This window comes from Hallella bergensis DSM 17361 (assembly GCF_000160535.1).
In the GTDB taxonomy this organism is placed as follows: Bacteria; Bacteroidota; Bacteroidia; order Bacteroidales; family Bacteroidaceae; genus Prevotella; species Prevotella bergensis.
Map to the genome: position 1 here is coordinate 268,312 of NZ_GG704783.1, position 25,428 is coordinate 293,739.

Sequence of the window (25,428 nt, forward strand, 5' to 3'; positions counted from 1 at the left end):
CAGTCTTGATAGATGCTGTCATTTCATCATCCTCTTCAGGGAACTTATCAAAGACAAGAGAGCGAATGTCGCATTTCTCATTAGGCTCAGACATAGATAGACAACTGATTTCTATTTTAATCCTCGCATCAATAAGTCTCATGCTGGACGGGAAGATACTTTCATAATTGACGAATATTACCGTTGGGTCACTGTCATGATCTATAGGCTTGGGAGGTTCCCCCGCCATCGTTTCATTCTTTACAGTATATCCTTCAATTCCCATTTTCTGAAGTTCCACATCCAGTTCTGCTGAAAGTGTCCCATGAATATAATCTCGCGACGCTTTTCTTAACTTCTTTACCTGATTGTTGTTCTCGCACTTTGCAAATGGCAAGTTAAGGACGTCCCCAAAGAAGTTCCTGCCAATGGAAATGTCTATATCTTCACTGAATCGATTGATGAGATTCCATCCTTTACTCAATGAAGTTCCCCCCTTGAAAAGAAGCCATTTCCCACAAGATGTATTGAACAAAGCTTTGAGGACTACTGTCACCCACCAATCCTTCTCTATCGCATTATCTTCGATATTATGATCTTGTGCGACTGATTGTATCATTGAGATCCTCTCATCAATGCTATGATTCTGCCAACTGCTCATGATTCTTATTGTTTAGGATGTTTATTATTTTTCTTCTTATCCATGCAGGCATGACTTTTAAGTCTTCCGACATGGTATCGTCCTCTGGATATTTACTCAATATCACATTGATTGCACTTTCCCACTCGCCATTATAGTTTCGTTCACCGATAGCTTTCATGGCTTGTACTAACAGACGTGTGACCTTTCCCTTCAATGCGAAATTCTTGGGCACTCCTCTTTTGAACGTGATGGTTTTATTGCCACACTTGATTTTTCTTGCAGACCCACTGGTGAGAAAAACAGGGGTCATGGTAACTTGTTCGGATAATCCAAGCATATTCAACGCTGTACTACCAGTAGGGAGAATTTCAGCATTGTCTCTCTCTGCAATTGCATGGGCTATCTCTTCGGTAGTTGGATAAACTATACCAAATTTAGTTTTCTTCGCTTTAAGGTATATGCCACGAGATAATCTTAACAACAAATCCTGTCGGACAAAATCTGATAAAATCTTGCCCACATACTCATCGTCGTATTCTGGGAAACTATTATTAAAAAACAGAGTACCGGTGTTTGCTTTTTCAATACAGTTCCTAAGAATATCAACAACCTTCTTCTCTTCTTTGTTTATTAACATACATTAAGTCGGTTATTTTTGCAAAAATACCGAGTATAATTCAAAGTACCAAATTATCTGGAGGATTTTATTTGAATAAACGAATTTTTCTTTCAATTAGAATAAAAAGGAAGAATAAACCTTGTTTGTTTGTGGGAAAAATGCTATCTTTGCAATGTTATTTAGAGGTTGTATGAGTCACTAACAACAATTTAAAATAGTTTTAATTGACCTTCCAATTCTCTTTAGAGTCTCCTTGCTTTTTAATAATAGCCGGGTGACGAGTTCTTTGAATAATTGTCAGCATATACTTCTAATGTTTGTTAAATTAGAAAACAAGGGATGTTGGGGTCAAAAATGTGTTACTACCGAGTCAAATGTGTTACTGGTGTGTTACCAACTCTTTAGGCAATATTCACTTGCCTGCAAAATTAAGGATAACACATTCATTGTGAGCACATTGCAATAATACCATTATTTTGATATTTGCGACCCCAAACGGATCACTTGATGCCCCATGCGGATCACAGTAGCGGAAGCCCTTTAAATACTTGCATTGACGCACATTCCGCACTCCACACAGAACTATATATCAGTTAAAAAAAAGAGATTATTTTCTCAAATTTGACGCTAAACGCGTATCCTTTTGAGTATCCTTTATTTTAACTTTTATTAAATGGCAACACTTTCCTTAACCGTTTTCAAGGCAAAACGGCTTGCTCATGGAAACATAAACACCCTAAGAAACATCTATTTATGGAAGCCGCGATTTAATTCTTGGTAAAATTCCATTTGGAGTTGTCGCTCCCGAAATCGAATGGAGCCAGTACCGGCGTGCTGTCGCCGAGCGAAACCAACACCAAGGGTTCGTTGGTGCCGGGCACCTTCTTGGGCATGATGCGGTAGGTGCCGTCGGTCAGCTGGTCGATGCGCCAGAGCTGGGCATCCTCGCCGGTAAATTCGGGTTTGGCAACGACGTCGTGCCCTGCCGTGGCCGTGAGGCAACGCGTGGTGCCCTCGATGCATATCTTATAATAAGGTCCGCCCAGATAGCCACCCTTACCCGCGGGCGTAATAGTCCATTTCTGATGCGGACGAAACATGTAGTCACTCATTCTCACGCTTACCTCACCCTTGGGCCACGTCGACTCCACCTCCTCTAAGGTCTGGGGCCCGATTTGCCCCAATGGCTTGGTGGGCTTAACCCAAAACGGTTCGATGTCGCGCTGCATTCTCACAAAGTCGACCGCAATCTCCAGGGCATAACCCCTACGCACCGACTCTATCTCATAGGTGCCCTCGTGAAATTCATCGCCCGCCACAGGCCAGTCGTCCCTCCACAGCAGCGGGCGGATGGCCAGTACGCTCCGTCCTCCCTGCCTGAAATCTGACTCGTAATGGAACGACATTTTCTCGACCCCGCCTTCGACAACGAACCTGCCGAAATGGCCGGGACCGGTCTTGAGGTTGTTGGCCGCAATGACCATTTTGCCACCTCCCTGCAACATCTGTCGGCCGATGTTGTCCACGTATGGCCCGGTCACCTGGCGCGATCGTCCCACCACAATGTTATAGGTGGAGTTGGGGCCGTCGCAGCACGTGCCATGCGTGCCAAGGAGATAATACCAGCCATTGCGGTATATCAGGTCGGTGGCCTCGCAGTCGATGGCAATGTTGACGGGGACGTTGCCCTCCATGCGCCTGCCGGTCGCAGGGTCGAGCTCCACCAGCCGGATAAACCCGAAGTAGGTGCCGTAGCTCAGCCACAGTCTGCCCGTTGTAGGGTCGAGCAGGAGACCCGCATCGATGGCATCGCAGTCCTCGTCGTCCATGGACGATGCGACAACCACGGCCTCGGTGAACTGGAAATCGGGAGATTCGGGGTCGAGTGTTTTGTTCCACATGGTCAGCACGTCACCCCGATGAGTGCCGCCCAGTCCGCCTCCTGTGGCACTGTAGGCCACCAGATAGCGGTCGCCTATTTTGAGTACGTCGGGTGCCGCACCACGTCCGGGTCGCACCGCGCCGCCGTGCCACGTCCAGCCGTCGGTCGACCAAAGACCGCCTTCGCCTGTGCCAAAGGTGTAATACTTGCCGTCACACTCTGCTATAGTCGAGGGGTCGTGTATGAAAGGCTCGCCCACCTGGGCTTGTGCCATCCGGGTCGAGAACGTCAGCATGGCACACAGAACAGCTGCATAGATTGTATGTTTCATGACTTATTTCACGTTGATAGATATGTTTCGGATGGGATTGCCCTGTCCGTCGATTAGCCTGATGCAGAAATCGCTCATGCCCGGTCCGTTGATTACGGCACCATGCAAGATGTTGCGCCCCTTGTTCAGGACGAATTTTTTGGAGACCACGTCGTCTTTCACCATGCGTCGGTCGCCCTGGAGCATGACGGCCTCTTCGCCGTTGAGCCACCACATCGAGGCGCTGTTCGAGCCAACTGCCAAGCGCACGTCGTGCATCTCCTCGGGACTGTCGATGACGGTAACCGCCCAGAACATCACACCATACTTCGGCTTGTTGAAAGAGGTGGCAAACCGGAAGAGCTTCACGTTGAAGAGCTTGCTGTCTAAGGCATGCCATTTCAGTTTGTTCCTGCCTACCCTGACGGTGGTACCGGCCTTGGGTAGTACTGCCGCCGGACTGGGAAAATAGGAGGTGTTGAACTTCTCTTTCAAATAGCTGTCTGTAAACACCACATTCGACTTGATAGGCATGGGGATAGGTTCAAGTAGTAGCCAGCGCCTGATGAAACCATCCTCGTCGGGACTGCTGTCCTGTTGGGAAACGGGGGTGAAGTAGGGGTTGAGAGCTTCGGGCAGCTTCCTGTCCTGAGCCTGTGCGGCGACCTGCCCAACAAGCATGGTGCAGCACGCTATCCCCATGATGATTTTTGTCAATCTGTTCATTCTTAGTCTGTGTTGCTTGTTTTTGATATATAGGAGACTATTGGTTGCGCGGCTCGATGATCCGATAGTTGCCACTCAGGTGCATGAAGGCGAAGAGCCTCAGCAGGCCGTCGTAGTAGGCATCGAAGAAGCCTTCTGCATCGGGTTCGTGGCGGGCATTCCAGAACTTGTGCACAAACTCCCTGCCCTTGACGTGTGTGCTGACCAGCGATGCCGCGGCCGACGTGCCTATCAGGCCTATCGAATGGCGCAGTGCCTTGGGCGCATTGCCGGCGCGCAGGGTGTCGGTCACGGTCGTGCCGTCCACGTTGTATTGGTCCACGAAGGTATCGATGCCCTGACTATACAGGAAGTTCTGGAAGGTGTTGGCATACTGCTGTTGCCACTCCTTGTCCTTGCATGCCCACGAATAGTCGAGCGCGATGTTCATCGGCACGCGCCACGAGTCGTAGCGGAAGGCATCGCCGATGATATTTCCCGTCTTCATGAGGCTTCCGTCAAAATTGCAGTAGTCGGGGTTCAGGCCAGTGCGCTCGTTGATGCACGTGTGCAGGAACTCGCGACTCTTCCGGGCACACTCCTTCCAGAACTCCGAACGCCCGTCGTTGGCCCATTTGGCCCACACCTCGTAGAAGGCCGGCAGGTGATAAGAGGGGTCGGTAAACGTGTTGCCGTGCCTGCTGGGCGTGAAGTTAATGAGTTGGTGTTCGAGGTTGATGAGGGGTGCCATCTGATCCATTCCCACCTTCTGCATGCTACAGTCGAGAATGTTTTGTGCCTCCTTCAGATAGTCGATGCCCGTGTCGTTGCCCCAGCGGTTGGACGCAAAGATGAGCGAGGTGACGAAATAGAGCTCGCCGTCGGAGGCCGCTCCCTGGGAGTTGCGTGTGCCGTCGGTTTTGCAGCTCCATGCAAAATAGCCCTTGTAGGAGCCGTCCTGATGCTGCATGTATTTCTTACCCCAGCGCCAGAGGCGGTCGAATATATCCTTCTTGTTAAACTGTACGGCGGCCATCATGCCATACGACATGCCCTCCGTGCGCACATCGCGGTTCTTGATGTCGCTGACATAGCCCATGGAGTCGCCCACCTCGAAGTATACTTTGTTCTTGCCATAGAACACATCGTGGAATATCTTGTTGAGCTTTCGATTCACATCCTCGGCCTTATATCCCATCTCCACGAAGAGGTTGCGGTATCGCCCGGTCTCAAAGGCTCCTTTCTCCCATGGCAAGGCATCGAAACCGAGCCAGTCTACCTGCACGTCGGCTCCCTTTTGGAGGGACACGTGGAGGTTGTGTATGCCCAAAGGCGCATCTGCTACTGCGGTGCTGACGTTGATCCATTGATTGCTTTTCGGAATCCTGACCTTGGCCATGACCCGACCTTGTGCGCCGTCGGCTCGCACTACCAACGTGCCACCCTTGGACGACTTGGCACGAACGGTGATTTGTTCTACCCTCTCCTGCCCAAAGTCCACCGTGTTATACGTCAGTGAGGTCTTGGAGCGGGCGAAGACAGTCTTCCATCCTTTGAAGTAATCCTTGGTATCAAGGTATTCCACCTGAATGCCCTTGCCTTGCAGAGATGAGTATCGGTCTATCTGAATGCGGGTGCGCGCTTTTGTGATGCCCACGCCCCTCAGGGTTGGGATAACCTTTTGTATCGTGCCGTCGGCATTGAAGTTCAAGGAGTCGATACGCACGGAGCGGTTCTTGTCGAACTTGGGCGAGTAGTCGTTGTGGTGGTAGAACAGATACCATTGTCCCTGATATTCCACGATGGAATGGTGGTTGGTCCAGCATTTTGTAGGCGACTCGTCCATAATAATGCCCTTGAAAGTGAAGGGACCCGTTGCGCGGTCGGCCATGGCATAGGCCAGGGTTTCGGTTCCGTTCTTCTCTCTCACCCATGGGAAGGTAAGATAATACTTGCCGTTGCGCTCAAAGGCAAACGGCCCTTCCTTGAAGCCCTCCGGCAGTCCCTCTATGAGTTTCGGCTCGGAGTCGAGTTCCGTCATGTTGGGTTTCAGCTTAGCCATTCGCAGTCCGTTGCCTGCCCAGTAGATGTAGGCCTGCCCGTCATGGTCGATGAGCACGCAGGGGTCGATGCCGTTGATGCCCGCGATAGGTCGCCACATCGGTGTGAAAGGTCCTTCGGGACGGTCGGCAACGGCTACGCCCACGCCAAATCCTTTCTCAACTCCCTTGGGTGTCGCCGGGAAATAAAAATAATATTTGCCGTCCTTGTGTACACAATCGGGAGCCCACATGGTGTAGCTGCCGTCCTGAACCCAGGGCACCCGGTCTTGCGAGACGATGACGCCGTGGTCTTCCCAATCTGTAAGGTTGCTTGAGGAAAACACGTGATAGTCGGCCATGCAAAACCAATCCTTGAGCTTCTCTATCGGACTTGGGATGTCGTGCGAAGGATAAACATACACTTTGCCATTAAATACGCGTGCTGTCGGGTCTGCGGTAAACTGACCGCTGATAATCGGATTCTGTGCCATGGCGGCACTGGATAGTGCCGCCATCACGGCGCATATCATCGCTTTCATATGAATAACAGATTTTTGTGTTGGTTGATAGGTTTTAGTTTTCGAGAGTCACATTCACCTTTTTCAGGTCTTTATCGGCGGAACTGCTACCGTAATACACTTCGTAATTGCCCGCCTTGGCGCGGACAGTGTTACTGCCGGCATCGAAAAGCTCAAAGGTCCTGCTGTCAAGCGTAATGGTAGCTTCGGCCGTTTGACCAGCCTTCACGGGCACTCGCTGGAAGCCTTTCAACGACTTGAGTGGTCCCTCGCTGTCGGTTGGGTCTTTCACATATATCTGTATCACCTCGGTGCCGTCTCGTTTGCCGATATTCTTAACCGGCACTTTCATGGTGATTGTGGCACCCGGTGTCAGTGTTTTGCCCGACAGCGTGGCATCGCCAATGCTGAAATCGGTATAGCTCAACCCATAGCCAAATGGGAAGAGGGCATCGTTCATATATCGGTAGGTTCGGTTTTTCATGCTGTAATCCTTGAAGTCGGGCAGTTGTTCAGTGTTCTTATAGAACGTAATGGGCAGCTTTCCTGACGGATTGTACTCGCCGAAGAGTACGCGTGCCACGGCCTCGCCACCCTCCTGTCCCGGATACCAAGCCTGAAGAATGGCGTCGCAGGTCTTAGTTTCCGGTGTGAGAGCGATGGCCGAACCTGAACAGCAGACAAAGACAACGCTCTTGCCAGCTTGCTTCAAGGCTTTCAGGAACTCTCGCTGCACCTTAGGCAGCTCTATGTCCGTGCGGTCGCCACCCTTGAAACCGTCCACATTGATGGGCATCTCCTCGCCTTCAAGCTGTGGAGAAATACCGCCTACAAACACCACTGTTTCACAATCTTTCAGCTGCTTGATAGCCGATGTATAGTCGATAGGGGTTTCGTGGCCAATATTAAACTTGATGTCGGCATTATAATTGGGCATCTCGTGATAGCGTATTTCTATCTTATACTCCTTGCCCTTCACTCCCTCGAACTCAATACGCGACTGCGTGGTGCGCCAAGTGGAGTGCTCGGCCTTTTTCTCACCGTCGAGATACACCTCGTAATGGCCGCAGCCGGCCACGTCGAGCAACACCTTATCAGTCTGTTTCGGGCGGAACACGGTTTCGTATTTGGCCGAGAATCCCACCAACTTCACGTTTGGTGCGAAGGCATACTGCCCATAGGTAGTTACCTGCACGGGGCGCTTCTCCTGCGTCACGGTGACGGGCGTACCCTCGTAGTTGCGGTTGTTCCAGAAAGTTCCCCTGAACCCAACCTTGCCGTCTATGCTGCATTGGTCGTAATAAGAATTGAGCGTCTGGTCGTTGACTAAGTCGCAGCCTCTGAAAGTGACGAGCTGGTTCTTCCGCAAACGGCTCTTGATGCCGTCCAATATAGTGACAGTGCTTCGCGGCGTGCCGTTATAATTGCCCCACATCATCGGTTCGTTGTCGACGTTAGGACCGATGACGGCTATCTTCTTTTCTTTTTTATTCAACGGCAATACGTCGTTGCTGTTCTGGAGCAACGTCATGGTTTGGAGCGACATGTCGAGCGACAGCTGACGGTGCTTCTTGCTGCACAGTGCCGAGGAGGGGATGGAAGACCACGGCACGATGCTGTTGTCGTCCATCTCACCCAGGTCGAACCGGCCTTCCAACAAACGAACGACATGCTCGTCCATCTCGGCTTCTGTCATTGCGCCATACTTCACAGCCTCCGGAATAGATTTGTAGACATAGTTGTAGCCACACTCCACGTCGGTGCCGGCAAGCACCGCCTTGGTGGCAGCGTTGCGGGCATTGCTCGATGATTTGTGGCTTGTCCAGAAATCGCTGACGGCACCACAGTCGGAGACTACTAAATACTTGAACCCCCATTCATCACGCAGAATGCGTTGTAGCAGCCGGTTGTTGCCGCAGCAGGGGTCGTCGTCCCATCGCTGGTAGGCGCACATCACCTCCCTCACGTTGGCATCTTGTACCAGCGATTTGAAGGCTGGCATATATGTTTCCCAAAGATCGCGTGGAGAAACATCGGTGACATTATCAGTATGGCGAGCCCATTCCGGTCCGCTATGGATGGCATAGTGCTTGGCGCAAGCCCATAGTTTACGGTATTTTGCGGTCTCCGGTCCTTGCAAGCCACGCACCACAGCACATCCCATGCGCGATGTCAGATACGGATCCTCGCCGTAGGTTTCCTGTCCACGCCCCCAACGCGGGTCACGAAAGATGTTCACATTAGGTGTCCACACCGATAGGCCGTGGAAACGAGTAACCTCTTTACCACTTGCCTGCAGTTCGTTCCATTTAGCCCGCATCTCGTCGGAGGTGGCATTGAATACCTGATATACCAAGTTGTCATTGAACGAGGCTGCCATGCCGATGGGTTGCGGGAACACTGTTACATCGCCCATGTTGGCCACGCCGTGCAAGGCCTCGCTCCACCACTGGAAGCGCTTGATACCCAACCGAGGTATGGCAGGCGAGTCATCAAGCATCAACGATGCCTTCTCCTCCAGAGTAAGTCTGCCACACAAGTCGACAGCCCGCTCATGAGCCGAGAGTGCGGGATTTTGGTAAGGCAACTGTTGCGCCGGCATGTTGCAGAATGGCAATACAGCCATCAGCAGGGATACAAATGTCGCTTTTCTATTCATAGTTATTCCATTAAGTTATGAGGTGCGATTGTTCTTGGTCTTACTGCAAAGTTAGTATTTCCTGACAAGATCGGCCTTAACACATGTGTCAAAAACCTTATGATTTGTGCCCAATACAATAAAAAGAGGTGGTGTCTCGTGAGAAACACCACCTTTTAACATTTGACATTACTCAGCTGTATATAGAGCGGAAATGGCTTATCAGTTTTTTCTACTTGTTTGTTTCATGCTTTGTATATGCTGCGTTTTGATCACACAATGGATTCTTCAGGATCTCGTCATGTGGTATGGGCATGTCCATTTTTAAATCGTTGTATTTATAGTTACGGTTAGTCCATGGAGTGTCAGCCATCTTGTCATTGGGAGTCTCACGCATAGGATAATCATGTTCTACGTGATCCTCCATGAAACCAGACTTCTGCATGTCAGGTCGCAAACTCCATTCGCAGTTGAATTCCTTGCGACGTTCAGTATTAACAGCCACCTTCCACAAAGGAGACTTCAAGCCTTGTTTTGTCTTAAAGGCTGTGTAGAAAGCCTTAGCGTCGGGAGCTATGTTGATGCCTGGATAACTACCAAATGGGATAGGGTACTCACTACGTGTTTTCTGAAAAATTCTATCGTTTTCGTTATCACTATTGGGATTGTGAGTGCGCTCTGTCCATTCTGCAAACTGATTGTAATAAGGAAGATACTTCTCTGTCAAGGCTTTCTCCTTCCCATTTTCGCGGAGTCCGAAAGCTCGCTCTCGGAGAAGGTCTATCTGTTTCCAAGCCTCTGCGTCATCACCGCCATACAGACGGAAACGACATTCTGCATAGTCGAGCATGACGTTAGGCAAGCGTTTCCAGTAAATTGGTGTTGGACTCCAGTGTCCGTCACCCCAAGCCTTGTAGTCAGCTGAGGCAGTACGCCAGAATTTCGTGCTCCAGATAGCCGGTGCGAACTGTCCATTGGTGAAGTGAAATTGTTTGGTCTTAGTGCCAGGGTTGCCTTTGCCCAACACTTCCTGTAAGTATGGATTCCTACCATATACAGATGCTACGTACCAATCCTTATACTGTGGGTCGTATTTTTCATTATTGGGATCAATCTGTGGAACAGCTCCCGTGCAGGCAGATCCTTCACGACGCTTATCTCCTCTTTCGAAACTGGACCACCACTCCCAGGAAAGATAAAGCGACCCCCATCCTCCGTTTTCAGGACATGCAGTGAACCATTTCAGCATCAGCTTAGAGGTGAGGTTATCCCACTTACCCCAGTTGTTACCCTCGTCAAGTTGCTCCACCCATATGGCCTCAGGCCCCCAAGCTGAAGCTGGATCCCATAACGTGGTAAATGAGTCATTTAGCTTATATGGACCATTCTTCAGAACTTCAGCAAAGCATTTTTCTGCTTCCTGATAGCACTTCTTGGCTTCGGCTTCATCTTGCTTTTGTCCATTGGCTCCATTGGTGAGTCGATAGGCCTTCCACATGTAGGCATCACCAAGATAGGTTAGTGCCATTCCCTTGGTGGCACGACCGTATTGACCATCCATGGGTTGCCAGTCTAACAAGTCGGCGGCTGCTCTGAAATCATCGATGATGAAGTCCCACATCTCCACGTATGTTTCTGCCCGTGCCTTATATGGTGTGTTGATATAGTTTTCTCCTGTGGACAGCATGGGCACACGGCCAAAGGTGGTGGCTAGCCAGTGGAAGAAGAAGGCGCGCAGTGCTCGCCCTTCACCTTCTAATGATTTTTTAGCACCAGAACTTACTGCCTCTGCCTTTTCCAATCCAGCCAGATAGTCGTTTGCACGGCAGATACCAGCATAGACATGTTTCCAACCATTGAGCAAGTTGCCGTCAGATTGATTCCAATTTTGCGTATTCCAGTCCTTATCATCAAGAGTGGCTTGTGTATCTATCGTGGGATGGCAGCCCGTGAACAAGTTGGGTTTGAACCCCCAGTCTGGGCCATACGAATCGTTAGGGAACAACATGTCGTAAACGCCATTCAATCCTTTCTTTGCATTGGCATCATTGGCGAACATGGCATCTTTTCCGATGATATTATATTGGTCTACTTCAAGAAACTTATTGTCATTGCAAGAAGTCATACCGATTAGAACACCGCAAACAACGGCAGTGATATGTATATATTTGTTTTTCATTATAGTAGTTTTCATGTTTCTATATTTTCAGCATCATTGTTTTAAAAGGTTACGTTGACACCTGCCATAAAAGTACGTGGCATGGGATAGCGTCCGGTGTCGAGACCAGTGTAGAGTACAGAGCCTTGACCAACCTCAGGATCTCCGTACTTACTATATGCGGAGATGGTAAGCAGATTCTGAACACCCATGTATACACGTGCCTTCTGGATGTAAAGTTTGTTTGTCAGTTGCTGTGGCAGTGTATACCCGACCTGAAGGTTGCTGATGCGGAGAAAATCTCCGTTCTTCACCCAGAGGTCGCTTACTCGACCGTTTCGGTTTGCGTCATTGAAAGTTAATCGTGGTAGAGAGCCTTGTCCGTTACGCCATGCATTCTTATAGGCGTCTTTCAGGATATTGGGTGTCCACTGCTCATCGAACAGTGCCATATTACTCAGACGCATGGCTGAGTATGACAGGATATCCTGTCCCAGCACGCCATACATATAGAGATTAAGATCCCAGTTCTTGTAGTTGGCTCCAACGTTGATACCGTAATTTAACTTGGGAAAGCCATTGCCAATAATCGTCATGTCTTTTTGGTCGATGATATTGTCGCCATTGAGATCCTTGAACTTCATGTCACCAACACTCAGTGGGTGGTTGGCGTCACTCTTTGAAATGTTGTCACTGATTCTGTTTTGATACTCGTTCAGGTCTGCTTCATCCTTGATAATACCGTCTGTTAAAAATCCAAAGAAAGACCCCACAGCTTCACCTTCCTTGCAGATAGAGTGATTGGTCCACACCCCGTCGGTTCCTAACACAGCCTGCACGTTGGAACCATCCAATGTGCCTGCACCATTCTCCGAACAGGTGTTGTAGAGCGGTTCACCCATCTTCTTCACCTTATTTTTCAAAGTAGAGCCTGTTACACGGACGTTAAAACCGAAGTCCCTGTTCACCTGCTTATGGTATCCCACGGCAAATTCGAATCCCTTATTTTCTATTTCACCATAGTTGGTATAGATTTGTGTGTAACCTGCAGAAGAACGTATCTGACGGGAGAGTAGCAAGTCCTTGGTGTCCTTAATAAAATAGTCAAGCGTGATATCCCAGTTGTTCAGGAATGCGAAATCAATTCCAAAGTTAGTCATTTCAGTAGTTTCCCATTTCAAGTTAGGATCTACCAACGGAGCATACCATCCTGTCTCACGATTGCGATTACCCCAATATCCAGAAATGCCATTGGGACCATAGAAGGCATAAGCAGCATCGCCGCTCAGAGCCACAATAGCTTTGCCAGCCATGTTGCCTGCATTTCCTGTTTGGCCCCAACCCACACGAAACTTGAAGTTATCAACAAATTTCACATCTCTCATGAAAGGTTCCTCGCTGATGCGCCATGCTCCTGCCAAGGAGGGGAAGGTGCCCCAGCGGTTGCCAGTACCGAAGTTTGATGAGCCATCCTTACGAACCGTACCTGTCAGGATGTAGCGGTCGAGTAAAACATAAGATGCGCGCGCGAAGTATGAAACCATACGTGTGTCTGCATTGTAACCCCCATTGGCATTCTTTGAGTTGGGATCTTCGGTAAGAGACAGGCTGCGGTTGAACTCCGATGGGAACTTTCGGGCAGCTGCGTTCACCCACTGACCCCATGATTTGCTGACTTCATTGCCGATCATCAATGTCAGGTTATGGATATTGTAGTTAAGGGTATACGTCAGATAAGTCTGAAGGCCAAGGGTATAGTTATGGCTGTTATTCAGTGAGAAAGCAAAGGCTTGGTCGTCTCTTAAGGTCACTTCCGTCATTTTGCCGCCAATCAGGTTATAGCGCTTGCGTCCACCGGTGTAGTCTGAGCCGTTGTTGGCAGCGTATGTATAAGTACCTTGACTCCTAAGGTTCAGCTTGTGTTGCTTGGTGTTCAGGAATGATAGGTCGACATAGGCTGTGGTCTGGATACGGTCGAAACCGTTACGGCCACGCTCGCCATTCTCCATTTGCATGGCATATACGTTGCTGGCCATGGCTGAGTTACCCTCCCATCCATCAGGAGTCAACTGATAACCTACACCGTAGGTGCCGTCTGGGTTCTGAAGGTTCACATTGATTAGTTCGCCTTTGGCCAGGTCGTTGTTGTTAACATAGTCAAGCGTAGGGGTCATTGTGGCGAAGTCACGTATGGACGATAGGTTTCCGTTGTTACCAACCGTACCATTAGAACCGTGACTTTCGCTGTGTGTATAGTTAATGTCTCCACCAATCTCCAAAAAACTGTTTACTTTGGTGTTGATATTAGCGTGGGAAGTGAAGCGCTTGTAGCTGGTATTAACTACCATACCCTTTACATCCAGATATCCAAATGAGAGGTTGTAGTCTGTTTTCTCCGAACCTCCCGTGATGGATGTTCCATATTGCTGGCGTAGAGCTGCGCGGGTCATCTCCTTTTGCCAGTCGATGTAGTTGCGCTTTCCGTCGAACTTAGGATCCCATACGGCATTGCCTATACCATCACCATCATTGGTTTTCTTTGCCTCGCGAAGAGCCTCGGTATAACCGTCAATATCCAATACGTCAAGCTTGGCAGGCAGAGTTTGCAATCCGTAGTCGGCAGTGAAGGTAACAATGGCCTTGCCTGCTCCTCCACGCTTGGTTGTGATCATAACCACACCATTGGCACCGGCTGAACCATAGATGGCAGTCGCCGAGGCATCTTTCAGTATTTCGATGCTTTCGATGTCCGATGGGTTTACAAAATTAGCATTGTTACCCACTTGTACGCCGTCTACTACATAAAGAGGAGAAGCATCGCCGTTGATGGTTCCCACACCACGTATACGAATTGCCGAATTGCCATCGGGCGATCCGTCTTGTTGAGTAACCATCACTCCGGCTGCCGAGCCCTGCAGAGCTTGTCCAATGTTGGCGGGTATACGTTTCATTACCGCATCGCGATCCACGGTAGCTACTGAGCCGGAAATGTCGCTTTTCTTCATGGTTCCATAGCCTACGACAACAACATCGCTCAGTGTCTTTGAGTCAGTCTTGAGTGTAACGACAAGATCCTTCCTACCACCGACGTTGATGTTTTCTGTAATATATCCTACATAAGACACACTAAGTTGTGCGGTGGGCTTTGCTTTCACCTCGAAACGTCCGTTCAGGTCGGTCACAGTGCCATCACTGGTTCCAACCACACGGATGGTTGCACCTATAATAGGTTCACCAGTTTCGTCGTTTACTAAACCACTGACAATGCTCTGAGCCGAAATTCCCAATGGGAGTAAACAGAGCAGGAAAAGTAGTGCTAATGTTTTTTCAATTAAGTTTAGATTCATCATGAAAAGAATAAGTTAAAAGTTTTTGATAATCGTTAAGGTATTTAGTCAAAATGTCTTGATAGGCACTTTTGGCATCGATGCAAAAATATAACAAAATGAAACAAGGTGTAACGCAAACCCTATATTTTTAATGAGATGAAACAATAACATACGATTTGGGAACATTTATGAGTCGCAAAAACTGTTGCAACTATTCAACGGTAGTAAAAACTCCTTTTACCCTATCTTTTATTTCCTGTAAAGTATCCCTCAAAAAATTGGAAACAAGGTTGTATTCTTGCAATATGAAACATTTTCGTGCCTTTATACCTATGAAAGCGTATGCTACGGACATTAAATTAAGCGTATGCACTTTCAAAAATGGTAAAATATAATTACCATTTTTGGAGCATAATTTTCGAGTCATCCAGAGAGAAAAGCGCCATCTTTTTTCGGCTTAGCCGAGCCAGGTATTTCCAAAATGCGTAAGTTTGTTGCGATTGGAACCTTCTCATCGGGCGATTAGGGCTTTGTGGCTACGTGGAAGAGCCTTAGTCGTACGGCGATTGAGGCTTTCCCGTCATGCCGTTCGATACTCAATCGCAGGTGGGAAAATAGGAAGGAAATGGACTGCTTTTCTAAAATAACTGACAGTCAGGTGTTTGCGAAACCGCGCCTATTTTTCGTATTTCGAATGAAGTAAAACTTATTTTCAAATCAGCGAAAACTTGAAGTCATTTTGTAAACATGTTTAACCTTTCATAATGACGCATGACTGAAATCCGAGATGAAGGCAAACTTGTCAAGATAAGCACAACGTGCGTGGACATACCCTTTCGATCTTGATGCGAACGAACGTCTTGTTGTTCTTGCGTTATCCATGTTGCTGTTTGTAGTCCTCAAATAGAACAAAAGGAAACAAAATATTATTGCTGAGTAGATACAAACTGATTTGAGACTTCAAAACCATTTCTTATCTTCTGTGTGATACCACACGAGTATTCTGATAATTTCTGGTGAACGCTTGTTTGAAAAATAGGAAGCGGCAGTGAAGATTGATGACTACAGAAGGAATCTGAAATTACCATACGGCCGCGCTGTTGGCGCGGCCGTATGGTATAATGGTTTTTATGTTGAGGATTTAGAACTGCTCGAGAATGGCAATTCGCTTGGCTGTATCAGGGTGTGTGGAGAACAAGGAATTCATAAATCCCATGATGCCGCTGGTGATCTGATCGGGACGAATGATGAATATCTGGGCTACATCTGGTTGCTTGACATTGTCGAGACCGGGGTCGGATGAGATTTTCCGCAGGGCATTGGCTAAAGCCAAGGGATTGCCGCAGATTTCCGCACCGCCGGCATCGGCCATGTATTCGCGTTTGCGGGAGATGGCAAAGCGTGTGACAAGTGTGAAGACGTAGGCAATGGCGCAGCACACCAACCCTATGATTAGCACGACGATGGCAGACAATCCGTTGCCCTTGCGCGAGTTCCCGCCGGACCACATCGTGTAATACAACATTCTGAGCACGAGTGACATTACGGTGGAGATGATGCCCACAAAGATGATACTAACCACCAAGAGTCGCGTGTCCTTGTTGCGGATATGTGTAAGTTCGTGAGCCACGACACCTGAAAGCTCATCGTCGTTGAGCCGGTTCATGATTCCGGTTGTCAGGGTTACGGTGTAGCTTTTTGAGTTGATACCGCTGGCAAAGGCATTGAGCTGCGGGTCGTCCACGACATTGATTTTCGGCATGGGCATGTTACAGGCCATGCAGAGGTTTTCCACAATATTATATATACGTGGGTTTTCGCGCCGTTCCAATGGCCGCGCTCCCGTGGCACGTCTGATCATCGAGACGTTGGAGAAATAGGCTATGGCAAACCAAATGCCTACACCCCCTATCACCCAGGGGATGGTGGTCAGGAAGTAATAGTTCACGGCCTCGGCATCGAGTTCGTGAACCAGGTTGCCATATTGATCATAATACCCTCCCCCGAAATAATTGAGCAGGGCCAGGAACACCCATACCATGCCCAATATGATGACGGGAAACATGATTAACAATATCATGCTCATGATATTGTTGCGGCGTATCTGAGATTGGATGCCTACGTATTTCATCGTCAGAACTTAATATCGGGTGCTTTCTCTATTTCGGCGCGCTGCGTAGGATCGATTTCGTACATGGGCTCCTTCTTAAAACCGAAGATGTTGGCAAAGATGTTCGAGGGAAACGACTGCACGGCATTGTTCAGTTCACGCGTGGCTGTATTGAAATAGCGACGCACCGCAGCCAGTTTGTTCTCTATGTCCGAGATTTCGGTCTGCAGGTTCATGAAGTTCTGGTTTGCTTTTAGGTCGGGGTAGGCTTCCAGCGACACCTTGAGTCCGGCCAGTGCCTGAGTAAGCATGTTGTCGGCCTTCATTTTTTCGTTGATGGTGTTTGCTCCAAGAGCCATTGCACGAGCCTCGGTCACGCGCTGCAATACCTCGCGTTCGTGTGTGGCGTAGCCTTTTACAGTAGAGACAAGCTGTGGCACAAGATCGGCGCGCTGCTTGAGCTGCACGTCGATGTTGGCAAAGGCATTCTCACGGTTGTTGCGCAGGCGAACCAAATTATTATAAATACCAATGCCCCCCAGAGCAATGACTGCAACGATGATAACTATAATTAATCCTGTTCCCATATTTCTTAATATTTAATGGTTGATAATTTGTACAAATGTAATAAAAAATATGGAAGTACAGCTATGTTGAATAGCTATTTAATGTTAAATTGCAGGATTATAAGTCCGTTTAAAAGCGCATTTAATCAATGATAATGATATTGAAATGATTTTGGAAAGCCAGTTTGAGAAATATGTAAAGAAGATTAGTAGTGTTTTCCCGACGACTTCCGCAATGGTATGAGATTCATGGAAGGTACAGAAGTTTTCATTTTGATTTTCAGTCTCCGTATATCCTGCTCAAACGCACGGTTGTCTGCGGGAACAGACAACTTTTTTCTCTCATTCCTTCGGTGATTACATATTTATTCCCTAACTTTGCACCTGGATGGCAGAATGCTGTCTAAGGGGTGCCAGCCCAGTTGGGCGGCTGAGAACATACCCATGAACCTGATCCGGATAATGCCGGCGTAGGTAGGATAACTCCCCCTCATATTTTTTTTTAAACATAACGTATCCATGAAGAAATTACTATGGACTTCTTCACTGGCACTCGCCGTGGTTGGCGCCGTGCCTACTCATGCAGCACAGCAGGACAACGACTCAATCAAATTGGCCGAACTGCAAGAGGTAATCGTCAAGGGTGTCCGCGCACAGCGTAACGCCCCGTTTGCAGTGGCAAACATCAACAAGAAACAACTCAGCGACTTTTCGAAGACCGGGCAGGAACTGCCCTTCCTCTTGGCACAGACCCCTGGCATCCTGGCTTGGAGCGAGAACGGTCTGGCCACAGGAACCACCTATATGCGCATCCGCGGTGCGGCAGGAAGCCGTATCAACGTGACGCTCGACGGTGTGGCGCTCAACTCGCCCGAGGACCAGACGGTGTTCTGGGCCAATATGAACTCATACGCCGCACTCTTAGGCTCGGTTCAGGTACAGCGAGGCATCGGCACGTCGACCAACGGCGACGGTGCGTTTGGTGGTTCCATATCGCTCGCTATGGCAGCGCCCAGCGAGACTCCGAGTCTGGAAGTAACCGGATCGTACGGATCGTACAACACATACAATGCAGGTGCCAAGTTCTCCACCGGTCTGCTGGGCAACCACTGGATTATCGACGCTGCCTACCACCACACGGGCACAGACGGTTATCTCCATGGTACCAGCGGGAACTCGGGCTCCTACTATGGTGGCCTGACATGGCTTGATGACAACTTGACGCTGAGCTTCAAGTCTGTTGGCAACTATGAACACACCGGCCAAGCATGGAGTGGGGTGACCGCAGGAAACAACGACTACAGCATGAACAGCTATGACGGCATCAAGACCTACAAGGATATGTACAATGCCGGATTGGGCAAATACAATATCTTGTATGAAGGTTTTGACCCCGACTGGAAGGGCGGATGGACCATCAACCGTTACAAAATGGACGACGGCACGCTGTGGGAAAAGACTACTGACAACTTTGTACAGAGCCACAACATCCTTTCAGCCACTTGGAAACCATCAATCCATTGGAGCCACCGTGCTGCCCTGCACTACACCTATGGCCACGGCTACTACAAGGAATTCCGCCCGAACAACAAGGCTAAGAAGTTCGGCATAGTCTTCATTCCCACCAACACCATCATCGACCCTCCATACGAGCCAGTGGTCGAGAAAGCCGACTTCGTGCGCCGCAAGGGTTTGACACAGCACACTTACGGCATCGTCTACAATGCCAACTACACCGACAACCACTGGGATGCCATTGCCGGCGTGAACCTGCAACAGTTCCGCGGTAACCATTTTGGTTACCTCGACTACATCTCCAACGTGGGGCAGAACGAAGGAAAGATCGGTATTCTCGCACCATGGAAGAACGGGAAGTACTATGATTCGGATGCCGATAAGAACGATTACTCGGTCTACGTGAAAGGTACTTATCACATCACCGGCAATTGGGACGCCTTCGCCGACCTGCAATATCGTCACGTGAGATATAAAACAGATGGTATCAACGATAAGTTCTATGAGAACAAGGACGGCTCATACAGCAACCAGCGCATGGATATTGACAAGAACTACGACTTCTTCAATCCCAAGGCCGGTATCAGTTTCCATCAAAACGGGCATCATGCCTATGCCTCTGCAGCTTATGCCGGTCGTGAGCCCGAACGCAACAATTTCACCGACAACGGCTCCTATCCTGCCCCAAAGGCAGAGCATCTGCTCGACTTTGAACTGGGTTATAACTACAACGGAAGCAATTGGCATGCAGGAGCCAACTTCTACTACATGGATTACAAAGACCAATTTGTGCAGACCGGAGCTCAAAGCGACATTGGCGAAAACCTCACCGTAAACATTGATAAGAGTTATCGTATGGGTGTTGAACTGTCGGCAGACTGGAGTCCCCTGCGTTGGCTTACTCTTGCCGGCAACGCTGCTCTCTCCGAAAACAAGATCAAGGACTTCGACGAAGTGGTGGAAACCCGTGACGGCAATTGGAAAAAAAAGGATCCTACTACCGTGCACTACGACCAATCGACCCTCGCCTTCTCCCCGTCGGCCATTCTCAACGGTTTCCTTAATTTCCATTATGCCGGATTCCAAGCTGTATGGCACACCAACTTCGTGAGTCGTCAGTATATCGACAACACCGAAAACAAAGACCGTTCACTGCCCAGCTATTCTCAAACGAATGTGAAACTGAACTACACATGGAACGTTGCCAAGAAGTTTGCGGGGCTCAAGGAAGTTGTTTTCGGAGTTAATCTGAACAATATCTTCGACCGTCACTATGCCTCAAGCGCCTGGGCTTACTCGGCTATTGTAGGCGATAAATATCCCGAGAATAACCGGTATTATCAGTTGGGATACATCCCGATGGCTGGCTTTACGGCAATGGGAAACGTGACGATTAAATTCTGATGTATAATTGATAATGGATAATGTATAATGAACAATGTATAATGTATAATTGGCTTACGCCGTGGTCTTAGCGGAGACTATCAACTATAATTGTCCATTGTTAATTGTCAATTATCCATTGTCAATTATCCATTGTCAATTATCATATCGTGAATTTTGAATTAAATCCTCTTGACATCATCACCACCCTGCTCGGGCTGGCCTATATTCTGTTGGAATACAAGGCTTCCATCTGGCTGTGGGCTGTAGGCTTCGTGATGCAAGCGCTCGACATCGTGCTCTATTACGACAAAGGGTTGTATGCCGACTGCGCCATGGAGTTCTATTATATCGGGATGACCATCTACGGCTTCTGGGTGTGGAAGTTTGGCAGGAAGAAAAACCAACAGCAAGGTGCCGACCTGCCCGTCACCCATTTCAAGAAGAGCCTCATCCTCCCTTGGGTACTCGGCACACTTGCTATCTGGGCTGTACTGTGGTACTGGCTCGTACAGATTGGGTCCACCGTCCCTGTGGCTGACGCCTTTACCACAGCTCTGAGCTTTGTGGGTATCTGGGCATTGGCTCGCAAATATCTGGAGCAATGGCTTATCTGGATTGTTGTGGACGTGATGACCTGCGTGCTCTATTTCTACAAGGGTATTCCATTCAAGGCCTCGCTCTACGGCCTCTACATCGTCATTGCCGTCTTCGGATACATCCGTTGGCGCAAGATGATGAAAGAAGCTACGACAGGCCAATAAGCCTCAGACAGCGACTAACACACTTCAAGTGCCGCAAGTCAGGATTGTACATTGCAAAACCGGGCTTGCGGCACTTTCTTTTTGTAATTTTGCTTGTTCAATATGCTGCTTTTTGCTATCTTTGTCCCATATCAGCTACGGAGGAAGCTGTTCGGTTCCGGCAGGGCTAACGGCATTTCTCCCTTGTAAACTTACTAAAAACTAAAACATGAAACGATTCGCATTCAAGATGTATCTCAAGCCAGGTTGCGAGAAAGAATATGCCAAGAGGCACGCCGCTATCTGGCCGGAGTTGAAGAAGATGATTACTGAAGATCAGGGCGTGAGCAACTACAGCATTTTTTGGGACAAGGAAACCAATCTGCTTTTTGCCTATCAGGAATGCTCCAAAGACACCAACTCGCAAGACACTACTGATGTTGATCCAATAACACAAAAATGGTGGGACATGATGGCCGACATCATGGACACGCATCCCGACAACTCACCCATCTCCATCCCACTGGAAGAACTTTTTCACCTGGATTAATAAGCCCCGCAGAGGGAGGCTATTCTATCGACGCCCAACTTAGCATGGCCTACACTCTTGGAGAAAGTTAGTGTAGGCCCTACGAAAGCAAGTCTTTTCTATTCTGATGTCAAGTGGAGACTACTCCCATTCAATGGTCGAAGGTGGTTTCGACGAGATATCGTAGCAGACGCGGTTGACGCCTTTCACTTTGCGGATAATTTCGTTGGATACGTCGGCCAAAAAGTCGTATGGAAGTTGTGCCCAATCGGCGGTCATGGCATCCATAGAGGTCACGGCACGCAATGCCACAGGATTCTCGTAGGTGCGCTCATCGCCCATCACTCCCACTGAACGAATATCGGATAGCAGAATGGCACCGGCTTGCCATACGTGGTCGTAAAGGCTGGAGCCATCTTCCATGGTATAGCTGAGCATCTTGCTGATATAAATATCGTCTGCGTCTTGCAGCACGCGCACTTTTTCGCGGGTGATAGCACCGAGTATGCGAACGGCCAGACCCGGCCCTGGGAAAGGGTGGCGGTTGATGAGACGCTCAGGCATTTCCAACTCATGGCCCACGCGGCGCACTTCGTCCTTGAATAACCATTTCAAGGGTTCGCAGAGTTGCAGCTGCATGTCTTTGGGCAGTCCACCCACGTTGTGATGACTCTTGATAACCATTCCGGTTATACTTAGGCTCTCAATGCGGTCAGGATAGATCGTGCCTTGTGCCAGCCATTTGGCATTGGTTATTTTCTTAGCCTCTGCATTGAACACTTCTACGAAATCGTGTCCAATGATTTTACGCTTTTGTTCGGGGTCGCTTACGCCCTCAAGATCCTTGAAAAACTTGTTTGATGCATCTACCCCAATGACGTTGAGTCCCAAGCCTTGATAGGCATTCATTACCTTGTTGAACTCGTTTTTGCGAAGCAGGCCATGATCTACAAAAATGCAAGTGAGATTCTTACCAATGGCACGGTTGAGCAATACGGCGCAAACAGACGAGTCAACACCGCCCGAGAGGCCGAGGATAACGCGGTCATTGCCAAGCTGTTTTTTCAGTTCCTCAACTGTTGTCTCCACAAACGAAGCCGCGCTCCATTCCTGTCGGCTGCCGCAGATATCCACCACGAAATTCCGAAGAAGCTGTAAGCCCTGTGTGGAATGGTACACCTCGGGGTGGAACTGTACGCACCATACGGGATTGGTGGTGCTGGCAAATGCAGCATATTTCACATCGGTCGTGGAGCCGATAACACGGTAATCATCGGGTATGGCGGTAATGCTGTCACCATGGCTCATCCACACCTGCGAGTTGGGTTCGAAACCGCGGAACAAGATGTTGTCGCTATCAAACTGCTTCAGGCTGGCCCGTCCATACTCTCGCGTATCGGCCTGTTCCACTTTCCCGCCGTTGGAATAGCTAATGTATTGTGCGCCGTAGCAAATACCCAGCACGGGATATCTGCCGATAATCTGACTGAGATCCGGCTTGAACGCCTCCTTGTCGTGTACTGAATAGGGACTCCCGCTGAGGATAACGCCAATTACGGACGGGTCGTCTTTGGGGAATTTGTTGTAGGGCAAAATCTCGCAGAAGGTGTCCAGCTCGCGCACGCGTCGGCCAATGAGCTGCGTGGTCTGCGAGCCGAAATCGAGGATGATGATTTTTTGCTGCATAGAAATAGATGTAATAGGAACCCAAAGTCTGATCGGTTTTTCTCAAAGGATGGATGCCGAACGGCCTGAAGTTCTGATGACTAACTCGTTTTTTCTTATTTTGTTATTTTATTAGCTGTTTTCTAAACCATATCTCCGGCACATAAGCTCGAAGCAAAGCTATCTGCATTTTCCAGCGTGCCCAGTTTGCCCACATCCATCAGCCTAAGTCCGGGCTTCGCCAAACCCTTGAAAGGGTAGGTGCTGCACCATTTCAGGTAGAAATCGATGATGCCAAATTTGTCGGGCATCTCGTCGAAGCAGGGAAAGAGATAAGGAGAGAAGAGGTGGATGCCACTGAAAGCGTAAGCGTGGAGCTGGGCAACATCAATGTCGGGATAGGGCGATCGCACCTCACCCGTTTCTGTATTGGTCCACCCACATAGCAGCGAGTTTTCGTCGAAGAGCAGGTAGCGCTTGGTCTTGCGGCTGCTCACGAGCAAAGTGGCATCAGCGTTTTGTCCTTGTTCATAGAATTTGGCAAGATCGATGTTGCTGAGAATGTCCACGTTATGTATGAGAATCGGACTGTCCTTGTCGAACAGTGGCATGGCTTTCTTAATACCACCCCCCGTGTCGAGCAAAGCATCGGTCTCGTCGCTGATGCGGATGTCGAGGCCAAAGTTGTTGTTGCTTCTCAGATAATCGGTGATTTGCTCGGAAAAATGATGCACATTGATCACGATACGAGTGAAGCCGGCATCGCGTAATCTAAGCACTACTCGTTTCAGAAGAGGTTCGCCGCCAACGCTTACCAATGCCTTAGGCATCGTGTCGGTAAGCGGCTTCAGGCGAGTGCCCAAGCCTGCTGCAAATATCATGGCTTGTTTCATAATGCAAAATTAGCGATTAAAAGTTAGAAAGCAAAGGAAAGGTCTCTTTTTGTTGTTGTGTTCCAACATAAAATGTATATCTTTGCAAACAATGAAAACGGAATTCCAGAAGATGAGGTCGCAGGAACTATACGACTTTGCCGACCCCGAAATCAATGCAAGTTTGGTTCATGCCAAGGAGGCTTGCCTTCGTCTGAATAGTCTGACGATGAGCTCGCCTGGATATCGCCAGGCTCTTCTTGAGGTGATACCCAACGTACCAGAGACGAGTGCGGTGTGCCCCCCGTTCCATTGTGACCACGGTCATGGCATCGTTATAGGAGACAATAGTTTTCTCAATTATGGTTGTGTCATCCTCGACGGTGCCATGGTGACCATAGGCAACGATGTTAAGATTGGTCCGGGCTGCCAGTTGCTCACACCTCAGCATCCCGTTGATTACAGGGAACGGCGTGGCACCCAGGAGACGTCTTACCCCATTACCATCGGCGACGACACGTGGCTTGGCGGAGGGGTGATTGTGTGTCCAGGCGTGTCGATAGGCAAGCGCTGTGTCATTGCGGCCGGTTCTGTTGTCATTCGCGATATTCCCGATGATTGCCTTGCTGCTGGCAATCCGGCAGTTATCAAGAAAAGGTTGCGCTGACCAATCTTCCTTTTGGTATAGTCGATTTTCTTATCCTTTTTCTTTTTTAGTTCTTTCGATGTGGAGGCTCTTCAGTTTGTAAACATAGTTGACATTTTCCTGGCCTGTTTTTTCGGATCATCTAGCGCAGAAAGCGCCATGTTTCGGCCGTTATTTCCAGCTCGGAAAACGGGAAAAATCGAACTTGCCTGCGATTACAGCCTTTCGGCATCGCGTTTAGGCCTCACGGATGACGCGTCGACAGCCTTGTCGTCGTGCGGATAAGGCTTAACCGCACCGCCGATCGATATCCAACCGCAGGGAATAAAACTGTAAAGAAAGCTTCTGTTTTGTAATCCGCTGACAGTCAACGTTTTGAAAACATTGCTATTTTCCCCGTTTTTTGAGTCATGTGGTTTGTGTTTTGAAATACGCGAAACAGCGCGCACCTTTTGTCAGAAATATTACACATCTTTGGTGACCTTGTGCCTCTTGACGGGGAAAAAAGTGGAGACTGATCCAATAGTGAATATATAATAAGGTGAATATCCTTATTCTCCCTTTCTTTTGTCAATA

General features: G+C 48.8%; 16 protein-coding genes. 4 read left to right on the forward strand and 12 right to left on the reverse strand.

The genetic code is table 11. The annotated features are described in order from the left end of the window. The 10 genes from HMPREF0645_RS11515 to HMPREF0645_RS11560 all read right to left on the reverse strand — a co-directional run. A partial coding sequence (locus HMPREF0645_RS11515; protein WP_007175198.1) for a nucleotidyl transferase AbiEii/AbiGii toxin family protein occupies nt 1-640 on the reverse strand: 640 nt, incomplete at its 3' end. Next, nucleotides 618-1,259, reverse strand: coding sequence for a DUF6088 family protein (locus HMPREF0645_RS11520; protein ID WP_007175199.1), 642 nt, complete (start codon nt 1,257-1,259; stop codon nt 618-620). The genes HMPREF0645_RS11515 and HMPREF0645_RS11520, both read right to left, overlap by 23 nt. A 749-nt stretch (nt 1,260-2,008) precedes the next feature. After that, nucleotides 2,009-3,454, reverse strand: coding sequence for a family 43 glycosylhydrolase (locus HMPREF0645_RS11525; RefSeq protein ID WP_007175200.1), 1,446 nt, complete (start codon nt 3,452-3,454; stop codon nt 2,009-2,011). 3 nt (nt 3,455-3,457) lie between these two features. Beyond that, on the reverse strand, nt 3,458-4,159 hold the full coding sequence (locus HMPREF0645_RS11530; protein ID WP_007175201.1) for a hypothetical protein: 702 nt from the start codon (nt 4,157-4,159) through the stop codon (nt 3,458-3,460). A 37-nt stretch (nt 4,160-4,196) separates the two neighbouring features. Further along, a complete protein-coding gene (locus tag HMPREF0645_RS11535) occupies nt 4,197-6,719 on the reverse strand; it encodes a glycosyl hydrolase family 8 (RefSeq protein ID WP_007175202.1) in 2,523 nt (840 codons plus the stop codon). A 34-nt stretch (nt 6,720-6,753) separates the two neighbouring features. Next, complete coding sequence (gene xyl3A / locus HMPREF0645_RS11540; protein WP_007175203.1) at nt 6,754-9,357, reverse strand: xylan 1,4-beta-xylosidase; 2,604 nt, start codon at nt 9,355-9,357, stop codon at nt 6,754-6,756. Between the two features lie 211 nt (nt 9,358-9,568). Continuing rightward, complete coding sequence (locus HMPREF0645_RS11545) at nt 9,569-11,530, reverse strand: RagB/SusD family nutrient uptake outer membrane protein (protein ID WP_007175204.1); 1,962 nt, start codon at nt 11,528-11,530, stop codon at nt 9,569-9,571. A 26-nt stretch (nt 11,531-11,556) separates the two neighbouring features. Beyond that, the gene (locus HMPREF0645_RS11550) at nt 11,557-14,844 is read right to left on the reverse strand and encodes a SusC/RagA family TonB-linked outer membrane protein (protein WP_007175205.1); all 3,288 of its coding nucleotides are present in this window, start codon (nt 14,842-14,844) and stop codon (nt 11,557-11,559) included. A 1,120-nt stretch (nt 14,845-15,964) separates the two neighbouring features. Next, a complete protein-coding gene (locus HMPREF0645_RS11555; protein ID WP_007175206.1) occupies nt 15,965-16,954 on the reverse strand; it encodes a M48 family metallopeptidase in 990 nt (329 codons plus the stop codon). A 2-nt stretch (nt 16,955-16,956) separates the two neighbouring features. Further along, nucleotides 16,957-17,520, reverse strand: a complete 564-nt coding sequence (locus HMPREF0645_RS11560; RefSeq protein WP_007175207.1) for a LemA family protein — start codon at nt 17,518-17,520, stop codon at nt 16,957-16,959. A 498-nt stretch (nt 17,521-18,018) separates the two neighbouring features. Here HMPREF0645_RS11560 and HMPREF0645_RS11565 point away from each other — a divergent pair, with 498 nt between their 5' ends. The 3 genes from HMPREF0645_RS11565 to rhaM all read left to right on the forward strand — a co-directional run bounded on the left by HMPREF0645_RS11565 (nt 18,019) and on the right by rhaM (nt 21,690). Next, on the forward strand, nt 18,019-20,418 hold the full coding sequence (locus tag HMPREF0645_RS11565; protein ID WP_007175209.1) for a TonB-dependent receptor: 2,400 nt from the start codon (nt 18,019-18,021) through the stop codon (nt 20,416-20,418). Nucleotides 20,419-20,564: 146 nt separating this feature from the next. Continuing rightward, nucleotides 20,565-21,161 carry a nicotinamide riboside transporter PnuC gene (pnuC, locus tag HMPREF0645_RS11570; RefSeq protein ID WP_044123618.1) on the forward strand — a complete coding sequence of 199 codons (597 nt, stop codon included), beginning with the start codon at nt 20,565-20,567 and terminating at the stop codon, nt 21,159-21,161. A 208-nt stretch (nt 21,162-21,369) separates the two neighbouring features. Next, a complete protein-coding gene (gene rhaM / locus HMPREF0645_RS11575; protein WP_007175211.1) occupies nt 21,370-21,690 on the forward strand; it encodes an L-rhamnose mutarotase in 321 nt (106 codons plus the stop codon). A gap of 120 nt (nt 21,691-21,810) precedes the next feature. Here rhaM and guaA read toward each other — a convergent pair whose 3' ends face one another. Both guaA and HMPREF0645_RS11585 read right to left on the reverse strand, forming a co-directional pair. Beyond that, nucleotides 21,811-23,355 (reverse strand): glutamine-hydrolyzing GMP synthase, encoded by a 1,545-nt coding sequence (guaA, locus tag HMPREF0645_RS11580; RefSeq protein ID WP_007175212.1) that lies wholly within the window; start codon nt 23,353-23,355, stop codon nt 21,811-21,813. A 122-nt stretch (nt 23,356-23,477) separates the two neighbouring features. Further along, nucleotides 23,478-24,227 (reverse strand): nucleotidyltransferase family protein, encoded by a 750-nt coding sequence (locus HMPREF0645_RS11585; RefSeq protein ID WP_007175213.1) that lies wholly within the window; start codon nt 24,225-24,227, stop codon nt 23,478-23,480. Between the two features lie 91 nt (nt 24,228-24,318). On the opposite strand from HMPREF0645_RS11585, the gene HMPREF0645_RS11590 reads away from it, so the two are divergent. Continuing rightward, a complete protein-coding gene (locus HMPREF0645_RS11590; RefSeq protein ID WP_007175214.1) occupies nt 24,319-24,873 on the forward strand; it encodes a sugar O-acetyltransferase in 555 nt (184 codons plus the stop codon). The last annotated feature ends 555 nt before the right edge of the window (nt 24,874-25,428 follow it).

Excerpts from the sequence above, each read along its gene's own strand:
- HMPREF0645_RS11520 (WP_007175199.1), bottom strand. The coding sequence starts at position 1,259 with ATGTTAATAAACAAAGAAGAGAAGAAGGTTGTTGATATTCTTAGGAAC.
- HMPREF0645_RS11525 (WP_007175200.1), bottom strand. The coding sequence starts at position 3,454 with ATGAAACATACAATCTATGCAGCTGTTCTGTGTGCCATGCTGACGTTC.
- HMPREF0645_RS11530 (WP_007175201.1), bottom strand. The coding sequence starts at position 4,159 with ATGAACAGATTGACAAAAATCATCATGGGGATAGCGTGCTGCACCATG.
- HMPREF0645_RS11535 (WP_007175202.1), bottom strand. The coding sequence starts at position 6,719 with ATGAAAGCGATGATATGCGCCGTGATGGCGGCACTATCCAGTGCCGCC.
- xyl3A (WP_007175203.1), bottom strand. The coding sequence starts at position 9,357 with ATGAATAGAAAAGCGACATTTGTATCCCTGCTGATGGCTGTATTGCCA.
- HMPREF0645_RS11545 (WP_007175204.1), bottom strand. The coding sequence starts at position 11,530 with ATGAAAACTACTATAATGAAAAACAAATATATACATATCACTGCCGTT.
- HMPREF0645_RS11550 (WP_007175205.1), bottom strand. The coding sequence starts at position 14,844 with ATGATGAATCTAAACTTAATTGAAAAAACATTAGCACTACTTTTCCTG.
- HMPREF0645_RS11555 (WP_007175206.1), bottom strand. The coding sequence starts at position 16,954 with ATGAAATACGTAGGCATCCAATCTCAGATACGCCGCAACAATATCATG.
- HMPREF0645_RS11560 (WP_007175207.1), bottom strand. The coding sequence starts at position 17,520 with ATGGGAACAGGATTAATTATAGTTATCATCGTTGCAGTCATTGCTCTG.
- HMPREF0645_RS11565 (WP_007175209.1), top strand. The coding sequence starts at position 18,019 with ATGAAGAAATTACTATGGACTTCTTCACTGGCACTCGCCGTGGTTGGC.
- rhaM (WP_007175211.1), top strand. The coding sequence starts at position 21,370 with ATGAAACGATTCGCATTCAAGATGTATCTCAAGCCAGGTTGCGAGAAA.
- guaA (WP_007175212.1), bottom strand. The coding sequence starts at position 23,355 with ATGCAGCAAAAAATCATCATCCTCGATTTCGGCTCGCAGACCACGCAG.
- HMPREF0645_RS11585 (WP_007175213.1), bottom strand. The coding sequence starts at position 24,227 with ATGAAACAAGCCATGATATTTGCAGCAGGCTTGGGCACTCGCCTGAAG.
- HMPREF0645_RS11590 (WP_007175214.1), top strand. The coding sequence starts at position 24,319 with ATGAAAACGGAATTCCAGAAGATGAGGTCGCAGGAACTATACGACTTT.